Origin of the sequence: Salmonella sp. HY31, from assembly GCF_042604575.1 — a bacterium.
GTDB classification, from domain to species: Bacteria; Pseudomonadota; Gammaproteobacteria; order Enterobacterales; family Enterobacteriaceae; genus Salmonella; species Salmonella diarizonae.
The window spans coordinates 1736388-1750838 of sequence record NZ_CP170479.1 but is presented as its reverse complement, the minus strand read 5'-3'; the positions used below and the strand labels follow the sequence as shown (position 1 = coordinate 1750838).

Here is a 14451-nt window from a genome sequence, read left to right as displayed (position 1 = left end):
TTATGTCTCAGGCAATAGGTATTTTAGAACTCACCAGCATCGCCAAAGGAATGGAAGCTGGCGATGCGATGCTAAAAAGCGCCAATGTGTCGCTCCTGGTGAGCAAAACAATCTGTCCGGGTAAGTTTTTATTGATGCTGGGCGGCGATGTCGGCGCAGTGCAACAGGCAATAGCCGCGGGCGTCTCTCTGGCAGGTGAGATGCTCGTCGACAGCCTGGTGCTGGCGAACATCCATGCCAGCGTCTTACCCGCCATTAGCGGGTTAAACGCCGTGGAGCAGCGTCAGGCGATTGGTATTGTTGAAACCTGGAGCGTGGCTGCCTGTATCAGCGCCGCCGATCGGGCGGTAAAAGCCTCCAGTGTGACATTGGTACGCGTCCACATGGCCTTCGGCATTGGCGGGAAGTGCTATATGGTCGTGGCGGGTGATATCTCTGATGTTAATAACGCCGTGACGGTAGCCAGCGAAAGCGCCGGGGAGAAAGGACTATTGGTTTACCGTTCTGTGATCCCACGTCCGCATGAGGCTATGTGGCGACAGATGGTGGAGGGATAATGGAAATACACACCACGACCGAACGTATGATTCAGGAGTACGTCCCCGGTAAACAAGTGACGCTGGCGCATCTGATCGCCAATCCCGGTAAGGATTTATTTAAAAAACTGGGCCTGCCGGATGCGGTTGCCGCCATCGGCATTTTAACGATTACGCCCAGCGAAGCGTCTATCATTGCCTGCGATATCGCTACAAAATCAGGCGCCGTCGAGATCGGTTTTCTGGATCGTTTCACGGGCGCAGTGGTGCTGACCGGCGATGTTTCAGCCGTTGAGTATGCGCTTAAACAAGTCACGCGCACTCTGAGCGAAATGATGCGTTTCACCTCATGCCCCGTTACGCGGACGTAATGCCATGAAACGCATCATGCTCATTGGCCCTTCGCAGTGCGGTAAAACCTCATTAACGCAGTGCTGGCGTGGAGAAACGCTCCATTATCAAAAAACGCAGACGATTATCTGGTCCCCCGCCGCCATCGACACGCCAGGGGAATATCTGGAAAACCGCTGTCTCTACAGCGCCCTGCTGACCAGCGCCTGCGACGCGGAGGTTATCGCACTGGTACTTAACGCTGACGCCGCGTGGTCGCCTTTTTCACCGGGGTTTACCGCACCGATGAATCGCCCCACTATCGGGATCGTCACCAAATCTGATTTAGCCAGTCCACCGCAGATTTCCTGTGTCCGCACCTGGCTGGAACAGGCTGGCGCGCAACAGGTTTTTATCACCAGCTCGGTAACAAAATCCGGATTTGATGAAATGGCTGCTTTTTTGAATGCTAAGGAATCTTTATGACGCACAACATAATGGCAATTAACGCGGGCAGCTCATCGCTGAAATTTCAGTTACTGGCGATGCCGCAGGGCGACATGCGCTGCCAGGGGTTGATTGAGCGTATTGGAATGGCGGATGCGCAGGTGACAATTAAGACGCTCAGCCAAAAATGGCAGGAAACCGTCCCCGTTGCCGATCATCGCGATGCGGTAACGCTGCTGCTGGAAAAGCTGCTGGGTTATCAAATCATTAACAGTCTGCGGGACATTGACGGGGTGGGCCATCGTGTGGCGCACGGCGGTGAGTTTTTTAAAAACTCGACGCTGGTCACGGATGAAACGTTAGCGCAAATCGAACGTCTTGCTGAACTGGCTCCGCTTCACAACCCGGTAAACGCATTGGGTATTCACGTTTTTCGTCAACTGTTGCCTGATGCCCCTTCCGTAGCCGTGTTTGATACGGCATTTCACCAGACGCTGGATGAACCCGCCTATATTTACCCGCTTCCCTGGCGTTATTACGCCGAACTGGGGATTCGCCGTTATGGCTTTCATGGCACCAGCCATAAGTATGTCAGCGGCGTTCTGGCTGAAAAGCTGGGCGTACCACTCAGCGCATTACGGGTGATTTGTTGTCATCTTGGAAACGGTAGTAGCGTCTGCGCCATCAAAAACGGGCGTTCGGTCAATACGTCGATGGGCTTTACGCCGCAGTCAGGCGTGATGATGGGCACCCGTAGCGGAGATATTGATCCCTCTATTCTGCCGTGGATAGCCCTGCGCGAAAGCAAAACGCCGCAACAGTTGAATCAGTTATTAAATAATGAGTCAGGCTTGCTGGGCGTTTCTGGCGTGTCGTCTGATTACCGCGATGTCGAACAGGCAGCCAATACCGGTAACCGGCAGGCTAAACTCGCTCTCACCCTGTTTGCCGAACGCATTCGCGCCACCATTGGCAGTTATATCATGCAAATGGGTGGACTGGATGCGCTGGTATTCACTGGGGGCATTGGTGAGAACTCAGCGCGCGCCAGATCGGCGGTTTGCCATAATTTGCAATTTTTAGGCTTAGCCGTTGATGAAGAGAAAAATCAGTATAATGCGACATTTATCCAGACGGAGAACGCCCTAGTGAAAGTCGCCGTCATCAACACCAACGAAGAGTTAATGATCGCACAAGACGTTATGCGCATTGCGCTACCGGCCACGGAAGGGCTTTGTGTATCAGCCTGAGAGCGTTATACGACGAATTGCGGCAAGTCATGGTAATAGCGCCTTTACCATGACACTATGCGCGCACCCTATTCGTACCTGAAAGGTGATAACGTGGCTGTTGCGCAATGCCCCGCCTCATGCGGGGAACTTATCCAGGGATGGATTCTGGACAGTGAGAAACTGGTCTCCTGCCCGGTTGACTGGTACAGCACCGTAGCAGTCACGGCTGCGCCGCCGTTGGTAAACGAGCGCCCATTGTCGCGGGCGATGGTGGAGCGCGTTCTGGCGCACTGGCAGTATCCTGCGCACTGGAGTCACGAGATTCGCGTCGACGTGCGTTCGTCAATTCCCATTGCCAAAGGCATGGCCAGCAGCACCGCAGATATCGCCGCTACGGCGGTGGCAACGGCGCATCATCTTGGCCATTCGCTGGATGAAGCTACCCTTGCTCGGCTTTGTGTCTCAATCGAACCTACCGATAGCACTGTTTTTCATCAGTTAACGCTGTTTGATCATAATAATGCGGCCACGCAAATCGCCTGCGAGCCACCGCCGCCTCTTGATTTGCTGATGCTGGAAAGCCCGGTCACGCTGCGCACGCAAGATTATCACCGTCTCCCTCGCCAGCAGAAATTACTAGCAAGTTCAGCAACCTTGCAGCAGGCCTGGAGTCTGGTGCAGGAAGCCTGTATAACGCAAAATCCGCTCCGACTGGGTGAGGCGGCTACGCTTAGCGCTATCGCCAGCCAGACTCTGCTACCTAAGCCGGGATTTACCGCCCTGCTGTCGCTGGTCGAAGAGTGCGATTTATACGGATTGAATGTGGCGCATAGCGGTAGCGTGGTGGGTTTGATGCTGGACCGGAAACGTCATGACATTGCGCGCCTGAAAAGTAAGCTGGCAGAGAAAAAACTTACCCGGCACTGGCCAAAACAACATTTACTCAAGATGGTAACTGGCGGGGTTAAACTGCAGTGAGAGCCCGATATAAGCTCCCACTGCCGTAGCGCATTATTCGGCTTTTACATCGGCGTGTTTCATTTCGCCCATCGCTTTCAGCTTCTTGGAAATGTCGCGACGCTCTTTGGAGATTTCGGCATTTTTGATGATGTAGTCATCAACGCGATCTTCATAGTCGCTTTTCATACTGGCGATGATGCCCTGAATCGCCTCAACGCTCATACCTGGCTTGATGTAGTCGCTCAGGTTGTCCAGCAGCAGCACACGCTTCTGGTTGTCACGGATCTTCTTCTCAATGTCCTGAATTTCACGCTGCAGTTTATTTTTGCGACGGAACAGACGAACAAACTCCAGCACGTCCTGGAAAGAAGGCTTGGTTGTTTCCATTTTTACACCCCTGATAATGTGAGATTCGGATTCGTTAAGCAACTGCTAGTGGATAAACATTACGTTTATCCCCGTCATACTTCAAGCCGCCAGAGGAAACACCGTTACGTCGCCGCCTGGGGAAACCTGAACGTTCGGGGATAAAATCGTTGCCAGTAACACTCATTTTATCCTTATATTAGTATCATACTCTTAATCTTTGCTGAATCGAAGCAGCAACGAATTCATTCGCCCCATCTGCTTTTTATTTGCGCAAAGCCCGGCAGATCAAATGCGAAAGCAGTTCCAACTGTCGGGCCGTTTCCATACTTAGCCAAACATAGCCGTGGATGGGGGTTTCAGCCACCGCGTCGCCCTGCTGCTCGTTCATTAGCTGCCGCAACTCGGCAGCAATATCATTCAGTTTACCAGTGTTTGCCAGTACCGGTTGCGGGTTGCCTTCATACAACGCGTGGGCGATCGTTAACAAGGTTTGCTGCGTCATCTGCTGGGTTTCACGCAATGTGTGCGCGTTAAGCATCACAAAATGACTGGCGCGCGTCGCCCAGTGGGCATTGATTTGTAATTCCAGCATACAAACCAGATTACGGTTGATGGTCTGAATAGCCTCGAAAATAGATTTTTGTATCCGGGTTTCTTTACTGGCGGGCGTTATCAGCCCACGCATTTTGACGACATCGTTCAGCAACTGTTGCAAATGTTTATCCAACCGGGGGCGCTCCAGCAAATTCGGCGACAGCGCCGCCTGATACACCCGATTATACGCCGTGACGCAATGCGCCAGTTGGATGCGCCAGTGCAAAAAGGCGCGCTGGGGCCAGATGCCGGTAAACAACATCGCCAGTAGCGACCCCAAAATCACATCCCCGCCACGCCATAATGCCGTATCCATATCGCCAGCGGGAGCGCCGACAACAACCGCAAGCGTTATACCTATCAATAGCGCCTGATACGGTTTTTTCCCTAAGGCCAGCCACCCGCATAAAAACATCGCTACCGCACACCACACCAGCATCAGCGGTAAGGAAAAGAGTTCCAGGCGTAGCGCCACCAGCCCCAACGCAGCGCCCAGAATCGTACCGCCTATGCGCTCAAAAGCGCGAGGCACTACATTTCCCCAGAACGAGATGGGCCCCATAATCACCACTAAAGTAATAAGCGGCCATGTGCCTTCGGGAATAGAAAACAGACGAACCAACAGAAAGGTAAGAATGAACGCCAGAGCAATACGTATACCATGCACGATGCGATAATGACGGTACAACCGTATTTCAAAGGGGCTTAATGACTTATCGGCACGCACTCTTACACTCCTTACGGGAATGGCAAAAAATGCATTGTACCTGCTTTATAGCAAAAATAGCGCACAGGCGGACGGAACAAATTATCCGTCCGCTATTTTCAGGTTGAAAACAAATCGATCACTTCCGCCGTACCGGAATATACATTTCAATATCCCAGTACCCGTCTTCGGCGCCGTTATTCAGATAGGTTTCAAAACAGGGCGCAGCGGCTATCTGATAAGCGTTGTCCTGTAGCAACGCGTCAAAAAACTGATACCACGGCGTCGCAAAGTCGTCATTTTCGACACGTGCGACAGCCGTTGCGTATTCGCCGCCTTCGATTTCAGTCACGATCGCGCCTTCGCTATTGTCCGGCAGGACAAAATTTTCCGCTACGGAAACAACGGTATCGCAGCGGAGTTTTTCCGCAGGCACTTCATCCGGATTATCGTAGTAAACGGCTATCCATTCGATCGGGACGATTTGATTTCCGTCTACCCACATCATCAGTTGTTCAAAACCCTGCTTTATGGTTTGTTCCCATGGGCCGACCATATGGAAACCGGCTATCTTACGTTTTTGTTCCTGCCTGATTTCGTAATCCATGCTGCCTCCACCATTACACTGTATTTATATACAGTGTAATTTTTAACTTTCAACGCCACAAGGATAACGTGATTATTATGTGAGCAGACTCGCACTCCTCCCTTTGCAAGCAGGAGTTTGAGGCGCATGGCGTGTGACAACGGCTTACGCTTTATGCTGAAAATAGTCGCTCAGACGAGAGAACATACCGCCTTTGCCCACCGATTCCAGAGTGACCAGCGGCCACTGGGCGACCAGTTTATCTCGATCGTAGAGCTCTATTTCACCTACCTGTTGATGAGCGGCGATTGGCGCCTCCAGCTCTTTTCTATCCAGCACATATTTTGCTTTGATATGCGGAATTTCCGCTTTAGGCAGTGCCATCCAGAAGTCCTGTTCCGTACCCAGCACAATCTTTTCTTTGTCTCCGTACCAGATCCGCTCGCTGCCCACTTTTTTGCCGCTGTGCAAAATCTGCACCGTTGCAAAGTTTTGCTGGCCCCACTGCAACAGTTTTCGCGCCTGTTCCTCACGGCCTTTCGAACTTTTCGCCCCCATCACGACGGCGATGAGTCGACGCTGTCCGTCCACCGCCGATGCGATAAGATTAAATCCCGCCCCCGATGTGTGTCCGGTTTTAAGCCCATCGATATGCATTGTCTTATCCCACAACAAGCCGTTGCGGTTCTGCTGCGTGATGCCGTTCCAGGTCAGGCTCTTCTCGCTGTACATGTGATAAAATTCAGGTTCGCCGTGAATAATCGCCCGGGAGAGTACGGCCAGGTCATATGCGGAACTATGTTGCCCCGGCGCATCCAGTCCGTGGACGGTTTCAAAATGGGTATCCTGTAAGTTAAGTTTTTTCACATAGCTGTTCATCATCGCCACAAACTGTGGCTGCCCGCCCGCGATATAATCCGCCAGTGCCACACAGGCATCGTTACCGGAATCCACAATTAAGCCACGGCTTAAATCACGTACCGACACGCGATCCCCTTCTTTTAAAAACATCAACGAGGAGCCGACAAAAACCGGATTATCCTTCGCCCAGGCGTCGCGCCCAACGGTGACGATATCGTCAGGACTGATACGATGACTATCGATGGCGCGATCGACGACGTAGCCCGTCATTAGCTTGGTGAGGCTGGCGGGATTGCGTTGCTGGTGTTCATTACCGGCGGTAAGAACCTGTCCCGTAGTGTAGTCCATCAACACCCAGGCGCCTGCATCAATGGCTGGCGGTTGGGGAGCAAAACTTACGGTATCAGCCGCAAGCGCAGGAGAAAGGTGCATCGCAAATAAAGAAGCGGCAATAAACAAACGGCGTTTCAACAGCATGTCCTCAGGATTGTCTCTATTTGCCGTTCTTTTTACGGAAGTTCGGTTAAACAAACATGGATAAATTGCAAGAAAATGTGACACAAGGCACATTTTCTTGCTTAATTTATTTTATGAATACGGTCAGACGGCGGGCTTATCCCCACGCGGCGCGGTACGATGACGGTGATAGCCGTCAACCATACTACGGAAGATTTGTCCCGGCGTGTCGCCTAGTGTACACAGATAGAGATGTGCGCAAATAAACAGTAAGCCGATGATAGCAAGCGCCATATGCAGCACCAGCATCACTGGGCCCAGACCCGCAACCTGCGGATAGAGACACAATAGACCTGTGATGATTAATAGCGGCACCAGCGCGTACATAATCGCCAGATATGCCAGTTGTTGCAGTGGATTAAACTTATTCTGCTCTGTTGCGGCAAACGGATGCGCCTCCCCTTTCATGATGCCAAAAAGGTAAAAACGCGTCTGACGTATGCAGCGCGTCACCAGTCCGGAAAAATTTACCCGATAGTGACGCCCGTTACCTGTGGTGAGGTTGATCAGCACAAACCCAACCCAGAAGGCCAGTAAGGCAAAACCACACCAGGTATGCACCTGTACCATTAGCGCTACAGGGCCGAGAGAAAAATGACCAAATAAACCGCTTAACAGTAACAAAACGAACAGTAACGCATTTCCCCAATGCCAACGGCGAATCGCTAGCGAGTAGAGATAGTCACGATGCTCTTCGCCGCCCGCCGTTTTTGGCGCCAGCATCCGGCGCAATAACGCATGGATAATCAGCCCGACAAGCATGAGCAGCACCACGACGCCTGCGTAAATTAACCACAGCGGCCAATAATCCGGTGCATAGTGTAGTTCCGCTCCCCAGATAGTATTCATGCTTTACCCTCCTGATGGACTTCTTTACGACGGTACAGACTGACTGCGCCGCTACGCGCCTCCTGCTGGCGGTAGACCTCTTTCTGACCGACCCAGCGCTGGATCTCGCTCTCATCCAGTCTGCCGAATTTCAGCGCGTCCGTTGGGCAAACGGATACGCACCCCGGAGACTGGCCAGCCGCCAGCCGCGTATCGGCACAGAAGTTACACTTGTCGGCGACGCCGGTTTGCGGATTCAGATAGCGCACATTGAAAGGACACGCGGCAACACAATAATCGCAGCCAATACAGCGCGATTTATCAACCTGCACGATCCCGTTTTCATCACGATATGACGCTCCGGTAGGACAAACGCTGACACACGGCGCATTGTCACAGTGCTGGCAGGAGACACGGACAAATTGAAAATGGGTTAGTGCGTCGGATGCCTGTTCAGGGGCGCGAATTTGTACCTGTACGCGGCTAAATCCCTCAGGTACGTCATTAAGCACTTTGCAGGCAACGGTACACGCCTGGCAGCCGATACAACGTTTTTCATCATGCAGCATGACGTACTGATTCGTTAAATGATTCATGGTTCCCTCCTCCCTCATGCCCGGCTCAGCGTCACGCCTGCGGTATGCACTACCGTACCGGATACCGGGCTCGTCACGTGCGGCAGTAAATTGCCGCAGTGGATGCCGTGTGTCGTCGCCGCCGTTTTGGCCCCAGCTTTAGCGCCAAATCCCATATAGACAAAAAGCGTGTCCGGGCGGATTCCGGGCGTCACCAGCGCCTTACCTTTCTCTTTACCCGTGGCATTTTCCAGCCAGATCTCATCGCCGGTCTTAATGCCTTTTTCTTGCGCCGTTTGCGGATGGACCCAGACCGCGTTATCCCACATTAGCTCGCTGAGTAAAGGTACGTACTGCGTCGCGCCATTGGTATGCACGGCCACCTTGCCCTGAATGAAGTAAAGCTCATTCTCTTTTTTAAGCGCAAAGTCACGAACGCGCGGAACGCCGTAGCCTGGGAGCAATTCCTCCAGGGTTGCGGAATAAAGTTCGATTTTGCCGGAGGGCGATTTGAAGCGAAGCTGTTCGCCATAGGTGTTGTCACTGTCCGTCGCGATAGCGCCGGGGTAACGCGCCGTAAACTGGCGAACGGATTCAGGTTCGCGTAATAGCAGCGGAACGCCCCATTCGAGATACCCTGTCTGTCGCAGTTCCTTCGCTAAGGCATGGTCGCCGTTCAACTGATAGAGTTGGCGCGTCTGCATATCCTGCCAGGGATAGTACTGCCCTAATCCTAACTGCTCGCCAAGTTCTTTCCAGATTTGCCAACTCGGACGCGCCTCGCCAATCGGATCTACGACCTGTTGGCGCAGAGCGTAAGCCGGGTGCAGCCCCGACATATCCGATATCTCTTCGTCCCGTTCGAGATAAGTGCATTCCGGCAGCAGATAGTCGGCATACGCCGCGCTCTCACTCAAATAGACATCGCAGCTAACCACCAGATCCAGTTGCTCAGCGGTTTTTACCAGGTCCGGACAACAGGTGACGGTCTGGAAAGGATTATGCCGCGACATAATCCACGCCTTTATCGGGTAAGGCTTCCGGGTTAACGCCGCGTCAATAATGCTTTGCACCACGCCGCCGCCAGCGGCGATATATTTAAACTGCGGTGCGACCATGTCGATTCGTTGCGCCGTCGGTTTCGGCATATTTTTAATGTTGAGTTTCGCCAGCGTGGGCGCGACCTTTTCCCCCGCCAGTTTGTTGTAAACCGACGCGCCTTTTTTCTGATATAGCCCGCCTTCGCGCTCAATATTACCGAGCAGTACATTAAGCGTAAAAATCATACGCCGCATATCGATCTCTTCCTGCGAGAACGTCGCGCGATGGCCAGGACTGACAATAGCATGAGGCGCGCAGGCGGCCAGTTCACGCGTCACCCGGACAATGACGTCGGCAGGGACATCGGCCTGTGCGGCAGCCCATTCCGGCGTCGCCTCTTTTACCGCCTGTGCTAACTGTTCAAATCCGCTGGTATAACGCTCAACAAAAGACGCATCGTAGAGCTGTTCGTCAATCATGACGTGGCACATCGCCAGCAGAACCGCTAAATCACCGCCGGGACGAATAGCGTGCCACTCATCCGCCTTGCTGGAAAATATCGACAGACGCGGATCGAAGCTGACCATTTTGGCGCCCTTCTCCTGCGCGGTCATTAATTCATGGGTATCCGCAACTTCAATGCCTTCATACAAATTGTGACCAAACGAAACCAGATAGCGCGTGTTAGCGATATCCATCGCCAGATCGCCGCCCATCATCACTTTTGCTGCGATGGCTTTCCCGGCAGGGCATGTTGAGGCATGAGTAAAGGTATTAGGCGAACCAAAGGCAGTAGCCAGATGGAAAAGATGGCTGGAGAGCGAGCCCGATTTGGAAGAGAAAACCACGCTCTCGGGGCCATGCTGCGCTTTGATGGCATTCATTTTCGTCGCGATTTCCTGGTAAGCCTGTTGCCAGCTAATCACCTGCCATTCACCGCCGCCGCGCGGTCCGGTGCGTTTCATGGGTTTCACAATCCGTTGCGGGTCATTGACCAGGCTGACGCCGCTTCCGCCCCTGGCGCATACGCGCGTCCCCTGCTGCGGCGCAGAAGGATTGCCCTGAATAAAAACGGTCTTGTTATTGACTACCTGCGCCTGAATAGGGCAACGAAAAGAACACATTTCGCACAAACTTGGCGTTAGCGTGGTTTTACCGTTAATACCGGCAATCGGATTGCGCGCCAGCGCCCCGGGCGGAAAAGCGCCCAGCGCGCAGGCAGAGCAGCCGATGCCTACCCCCTGCAAAAAAGAACGACGACTAATGCTCATATAACCTCCTGTTATTAGATATAGCTGAAGATTATATTTAATTTGTATTATGAAATTTCGGCTTTACTCACAATTTGAAACAGTTGTTAAAATGAACATATGAATACATAAAACCTTTTGTTTTATAAAGATTTTATATTTTCTGAACACGCACATTGAATGTAATTAAATAATCACAAGAATTATCAAACAACCTACTGTTAATTATAAGAATGATACAACTCCAATAACACGTAATAACATTTTAAAAAAGACGATTAATTCCAGTAATTCTCCCGTGGCGTTTTTACTGACGACATTCTTCATACACTCCCGCAATCTTCACATGCCGTGCTGATTAGCATGGCGATTTTTGGTACTCTTACTACAGCGCTAAAATTGATACCGGATATCATCACCCCATGACTGACGATAAGCAGCAACCTACCTTTTTATTTCACGATTACGAAACCTTCGGTACGCATCCGGCCCTCGACAGACCTGCGCAATTCGCTGCGCTCCGTACGGATAATGACTTCAACGTTATTGGCGAGCCGGAGGTGTTTTACTGCAAACCCGCCGATGATTATCTGCCGCAGCCCGGCGCGGTGCTGATTACCGGCATCACACCGCAGGAAGCGCGTGAGAAAGGAGAGAACGAAGCCGCTTTCGCCAGACGCATTCATGCGCTGTTTACCGTTCCTAAAACCTGCGTTGTAGGCTACAACAATGTGCGTTTTGACGATGAAGTCACACGCAATATTTTTTATCGCAACTTTTACGATCCCTACGCCTGGAGCTGGCAGCATGATAATTCACGTTGGGATCTATTGGATGTCATGCGCGCCTGTTATGCGCTGCGCCCGGAGGGAATTAACTGGCCGGAAAACGACGACGGCCTGCCCAGCTTTCGTCTGGAACATTTAACCCAGGCGAACGGTATCGAACACAGCAACGCTCACGATGCGATGGCGGATGTCTACGCCACTATTGCGATGGCGCAACGGGTGAAAACACGCCAGCCGCGGCTGTTTGATTATCTTTATAGCCACCGCAGTAAACATAAACTGGCGGCGCTGATTGACGTTCCGCAAATGAAGCCGCTGGTGCATGTCTCCGGCATGTTTGGCGCGTGGCGCGGTAATACAAGCTGGGTTGCGCCGCTGGCGTGGCATCCTGAAAACCGTAACGCGGTGATCATGGTCGATTTAGCAGGCGATATTTCCCCTCTTCTTGAGCTGGACAGCGATACCCTTCGCGAGCGGCTTTATACGACCAAAGCCGATCTTGGCGATCACGCCGCAGTGCCGGTAAAGCTGGTGCATATCAATAAATGTCCGGTACTGGCACAGGCGAATACCTTGCGCCCGGAGGATGCCGACCGGCTGGGAATTCATCGCCAGCACTGCCTGGATAACCTGAAAGTGCTGCGTGAAAACCCGCAGGTCCGCGACAAAGTGGTGGCTATTTTCGCCGAAGCCGAACCTTTTGCCGCCTCGGATAATGTTGATGCCCAGCTCTATGATGGTTTTTTCAGCGATGCCGATCGCGCAGCCATGAAAATCGTACTCGAAACCGAACCACGTAACCTGCCCGCGCTGGATATTACCTTTGTCGATAAGCGCATTGAGAAGCTACTGTTTAATTACCGCGCGCGCAATTTTCCCGGTACGCTGGATGACGCAGAGCAGCAGCGCTGGCTGGCGCATCGCCGTCAGGTGCTGACGCCGGAGTTTTTACAACAGTATGCCAACGAATTGCAGATGCTTTCTCAGCAGTATGCGGAAGATAAAACGAAGCTGGGGTTACTGAAATCACTGTGGCAGTATGCAACTGAGATTGTGTAATTGACCAATGCCTGATGGCGCTGCGCTTATCAGGCCTACAGGGCCAGCGTTTACGCCACCATCCGGCAAACGTGCTGGATGACAGAGAAAAAACCGGAGGCAGTGCCTCCGGTTTTGCTATTGTCGATAATACGCGCGATTACGCGACGTCTTCGTACTGTGGAACCGGGTTGCGGAAGCTTTTGGTTACGCACGCCAGATAAATCAGCCCGATACCCGCCCAGATCAGGCCCAGTACCATTGAGCTCTCTTCCAGGTTAACCCACAACGCGCCAACCGTCAGCGCGCCGCACATCGGCAAGAACAGATACTGGAAGTGATCTTTCAATGTTTTATTACGCTTCTCACGGATCCAGAACTGCGAAATTACGGACAGGTTAACGAAGGTAAACGCGACCAACGCGCCAAAGTTAATCAGCGCTGTCGCCATCACCAGGTCAAAATTAATCGCCAGCAGCGCGATCGCCCCGACCAGAATGATGTTCATCGCTGGCGTACGCCATTTCGGGTGAACATAACCGAAGAAGCTTTTCGGGAATACGCCGTCACGTCCCATCACGTACATCAGGCGCGCTACGCCTGCGTGCGCCGCCATACCGGAAGCCAGTACGGTGATAGTAGAGAAGATCAGCGCCCCCACCTGGAAGGTTTTACCCGCCACGTACAGCATGATTTCCGGCTGAGACGCATCCGGATCTTTAAAGCGAGAGATATCCGGGAAGTACAATTGCAGGAAATAGGTCGCAAAAATGAAGATCAGGCCGCCAATCAGTGCGGTCAGGAAAATCGCACGCGGGATCACGCGTTCAGCATCTTTGGTCTCTTCCGATAGGTTACTGATGCCGTCAAAGCCGGTAAAGGAGAAGCACAGGATCGTCGCTCCCGTAATCATCGGAATAACGTGCGCATCGCCGGACCAGAACGGACGGGTGCTCGTCAGCGTACCGGCGCCTTCGCCTTCAAATACGCCATAAACCACCATGCCCAGAATGACCGCAATCAGCACCACCTGTAGCACCACAATCACGGTGTTGAAGTTAGCGACCGATTTGAGGCTGCGCAGGTTAAAGGCCGTCATAAAGGCCACCAGCGCCACGACAAACACCCATGACGGAATGGAGGGCACCAGCGCTTCAAAATAAATTTTCGCCAACAGAATGTTGATCATCGGCGCGAACAGATAATCGAGCAGAGAAGACCACCCCACCATAAAGCCAACGGTCGGGCTGATAGATTTCTGGGCATAGGTGTACGCCGAACCCGCGGAAGGGTAGCGACGTACCAGTTTCCCGTAGCTCAACGCCGTAAACAGAATCGCGATTAACGCGAATGCATACGCCGTCGGTACGTGACCGTCAGTGAGGCCTGAAACGATACCAAATGTATCAAACAGCGTCATCGGCTGCATATAGGCAAGACCCATCATTACAACCGGAACTAACGTAAGCGTTTTACGTAATTCCACGCGAGAGGTGTTTGGAGTAACGTTATGCGACATGGTCATTCTCCTTTACGGCGAATGCCGTCGCGTAAGCAAAAAATTGCCCCATTTTCTGGATTCCTCAGCGACAACAACTGTCGATTTTTAAGTAAGTATCTATCCGGTACGAAGCCCGGCCTCTTGGTATTGAATGATGTGTTTGAAGCAAAAAAATAACCGACGCGTATTAAAACGTCGGTTAGTGTCATTTTTTGCAAGCGGCGTATTCTGCCCTAAACTGAAGTGAAATGACAAGAGAATGAGAGCGCGTTCAAAAAATTATTTTTCATAAG

The 14451-nt window shown here is 52.2% G+C and carries 15 protein-coding genes; 6 read left to right on the top strand and 9 right to left on the bottom strand.

Annotated features, from left to right (window positions below):
- Positions 1–2: 2 nt before the first annotated feature.
- The 5 genes from pduT (at position 3) to pduX (ending at position 3523) form a co-directional block, all read left to right on the top strand.
- Entirely contained in the window at positions 3–557 is a 555-nt protein-coding gene (gene pduT / locus ACE15A_RS08085) for a propanediol utilization microcompartment protein PduT (RefSeq protein ID WP_046094620.1), read from the top strand.
- The gene (gene pduU, locus ACE15A_RS08080; protein WP_000402456.1) at positions 557–907 is read left to right on the top strand and encodes a propanediol utilization microcompartment protein PduU; all 351 of its coding nucleotides are present in this window, start codon (positions 557–559) and stop codon (positions 905–907) included. The genes pduT and pduU overlap by 1 nt, the downstream gene beginning before the upstream one ends.
- A gap of 4 nt (positions 908–911) precedes the next feature.
- Positions 912–1352 carry a EutP/PduV family microcompartment system protein gene (gene pduV / locus ACE15A_RS08075; protein WP_023245846.1) on the top strand — a complete coding sequence of 147 codons (441 nt, stop codon included), beginning with the start codon at positions 912–914 and terminating at the stop codon, positions 1350–1352.
- Positions 1349–2563 carry a propanediol utilization propionate kinase PduW gene (gene pduW, locus ACE15A_RS08070; protein WP_129382397.1) on the top strand — a complete coding sequence of 405 codons (1215 nt, stop codon included), beginning with the start codon at positions 1349–1351 and terminating at the stop codon, positions 2561–2563. Before pduV ends, pduW begins: the two co-directional genes overlap by 4 nt.
- 93 nt (positions 2564–2656) lie before the next feature.
- The gene (gene pduX / locus ACE15A_RS08065) at positions 2657–3523 is read left to right on the top strand and encodes an L-threonine kinase PduX (protein WP_129382396.1); all 867 of its coding nucleotides are present in this window, start codon (positions 2657–2659) and stop codon (positions 3521–3523) included.
- 33 nt (positions 3524–3556) lie between these two features.
- Here the strand turns inward: pduX and ACE15A_RS08060 are convergent, their stop codons facing one another.
- The 7 genes from ACE15A_RS08060 to phsA all read right to left on the bottom strand — a co-directional run bounded on the left by ACE15A_RS08060 (position 3557) and on the right by phsA (position 10852).
- Positions 3557–3892 (bottom strand): DUF496 family protein, encoded by a 336-nt coding sequence (locus tag ACE15A_RS08060; RefSeq protein ID WP_000450405.1) that lies wholly within the window; start codon positions 3890–3892, stop codon positions 3557–3559.
- A 244-nt stretch (positions 3893–4136) separates the two neighbouring features.
- A complete protein-coding gene (locus ACE15A_RS08055) occupies positions 4137–5195 on the bottom strand; it encodes an FUSC family protein (RefSeq protein ID WP_023245849.1) in 1059 nt (352 codons plus the stop codon).
- Between the two features lie 118 nt (positions 5196–5313).
- Positions 5314–5781: a DNA gyrase inhibitor SbmC gene (gene sbmC / locus ACE15A_RS08050; protein WP_044135986.1), complete on the bottom strand. Its 468-nt coding sequence runs from the start codon at positions 5779–5781 to the stop codon at positions 5314–5316.
- A 144-nt stretch (positions 5782–5925) separates the two neighbouring features.
- Positions 5926–7098 carry a serine-type D-Ala-D-Ala carboxypeptidase DacD gene (gene dacD / locus ACE15A_RS08045; RefSeq protein ID WP_053510317.1) on the bottom strand — a complete coding sequence of 391 codons (1173 nt, stop codon included), beginning with the start codon at positions 7096–7098 and terminating at the stop codon, positions 5926–5928.
- A gap of 123 nt (positions 7099–7221) precedes the next feature.
- Complete coding sequence (phsC, locus tag ACE15A_RS08040; protein WP_023245852.1) at positions 7222–7986, bottom strand: thiosulfate reductase cytochrome B subunit; 765 nt, start codon at positions 7984–7986, stop codon at positions 7222–7224.
- On the bottom strand, positions 7983–8561 hold the full coding sequence (gene phsB / locus ACE15A_RS08035; protein WP_053510319.1) for a thiosulfate reductase electron transport protein PhsB: 579 nt from the start codon (positions 8559–8561) through the stop codon (positions 7983–7985). Before phsB ends, phsC begins: the two co-directional genes overlap by 4 nt.
- Positions 8562–8575: 14 nt before the next feature.
- A complete protein-coding gene (gene phsA / locus ACE15A_RS08030) occupies positions 8576–10852 on the bottom strand; it encodes a thiosulfate reductase PhsA (protein WP_064055888.1) in 2277 nt (758 codons plus the stop codon).
- Positions 10853–11253: 401 nt separating this feature from the next.
- Here phsA and sbcB point away from each other — a divergent pair, with 401 nt between their 5' ends.
- Entirely contained in the window at positions 11254–12678 is a 1425-nt protein-coding gene (sbcB, locus tag ACE15A_RS08025; RefSeq protein ID WP_053510323.1) for an exodeoxyribonuclease I, read from the top strand.
- A gap of 139 nt (positions 12679–12817) precedes the next feature.
- Here sbcB and plaP read toward each other — a convergent pair whose 3' ends face one another.
- Both plaP and yoeI read right to left on the bottom strand, forming a co-directional pair.
- Entirely contained in the window at positions 12818–14176 is a 1359-nt protein-coding gene (gene plaP, locus ACE15A_RS08020; protein WP_023245856.1) for a putrescine/proton symporter PlaP, read from the bottom strand.
- Positions 14166–14228, bottom strand: a complete 63-nt coding sequence (gene yoeI / locus ACE15A_RS08015) for a membrane protein YoeI (RefSeq protein ID WP_096335044.1) — start codon at positions 14226–14228, stop codon at positions 14166–14168. The genes plaP and yoeI overlap by 11 nt, the downstream gene beginning before the upstream one ends.
- Positions 14229–14451 lie beyond the last annotated feature (223 nt).

Bases quoted from the DNA above. Each gene is read 5' to 3' on its own strand.
- pduT (WP_046094620.1), top strand. From the start codon at position 3: ATGTCTCAGGCAATAGGTATTTTAGAACTCACCAGCATCGCCAAAGGA.
- pduU (WP_000402456.1), top strand. From the start codon at position 557: ATGGAAATACACACCACGACCGAACGTATGATTCAGGAGTACGTCCCC.
- pduV (WP_023245846.1), top strand. From the start codon at position 912: ATGAAACGCATCATGCTCATTGGCCCTTCGCAGTGCGGTAAAACCTCA.
- pduW (WP_129382397.1), top strand. From the start codon at position 1,349: ATGACGCACAACATAATGGCAATTAACGCGGGCAGCTCATCGCTGAAA.
- ACE15A_RS08060 (WP_000450405.1), bottom strand. From the start codon at position 3,892: ATGGAAACAACCAAGCCTTCTTTCCAGGACGTGCTGGAGTTTGTTCGT.
- sbmC (WP_044135986.1), bottom strand. From the start codon at position 5,781: ATGGATTACGAAATCAGGCAGGAACAAAAACGTAAGATAGCCGGTTTC.
- dacD (WP_053510317.1), bottom strand. From the start codon at position 7,098: ATGCTGTTGAAACGCCGTTTGTTTATTGCCGCTTCTTTATTTGCGATG.
- phsC (WP_023245852.1), bottom strand. From the start codon at position 7,986: ATGAATACTATCTGGGGAGCGGAACTACACTATGCACCGGATTATTGG.
- phsB (WP_053510319.1), bottom strand. From the start codon at position 8,561: ATGAATCATTTAACGAATCAGTACGTCATGCTGCATGATGAAAAACGT.
- phsA (WP_064055888.1), bottom strand. From the start codon at position 10,852: ATGAGCATTAGTCGTCGTTCTTTTTTGCAGGGGGTAGGCATCGGCTGC.
- sbcB (WP_053510323.1), top strand. From the start codon at position 11,254: ATGACTGACGATAAGCAGCAACCTACCTTTTTATTTCACGATTACGAA.
- plaP (WP_023245856.1), bottom strand. From the start codon at position 14,176: ATGTCGCATAACGTTACTCCAAACACCTCTCGCGTGGAATTACGTAAA.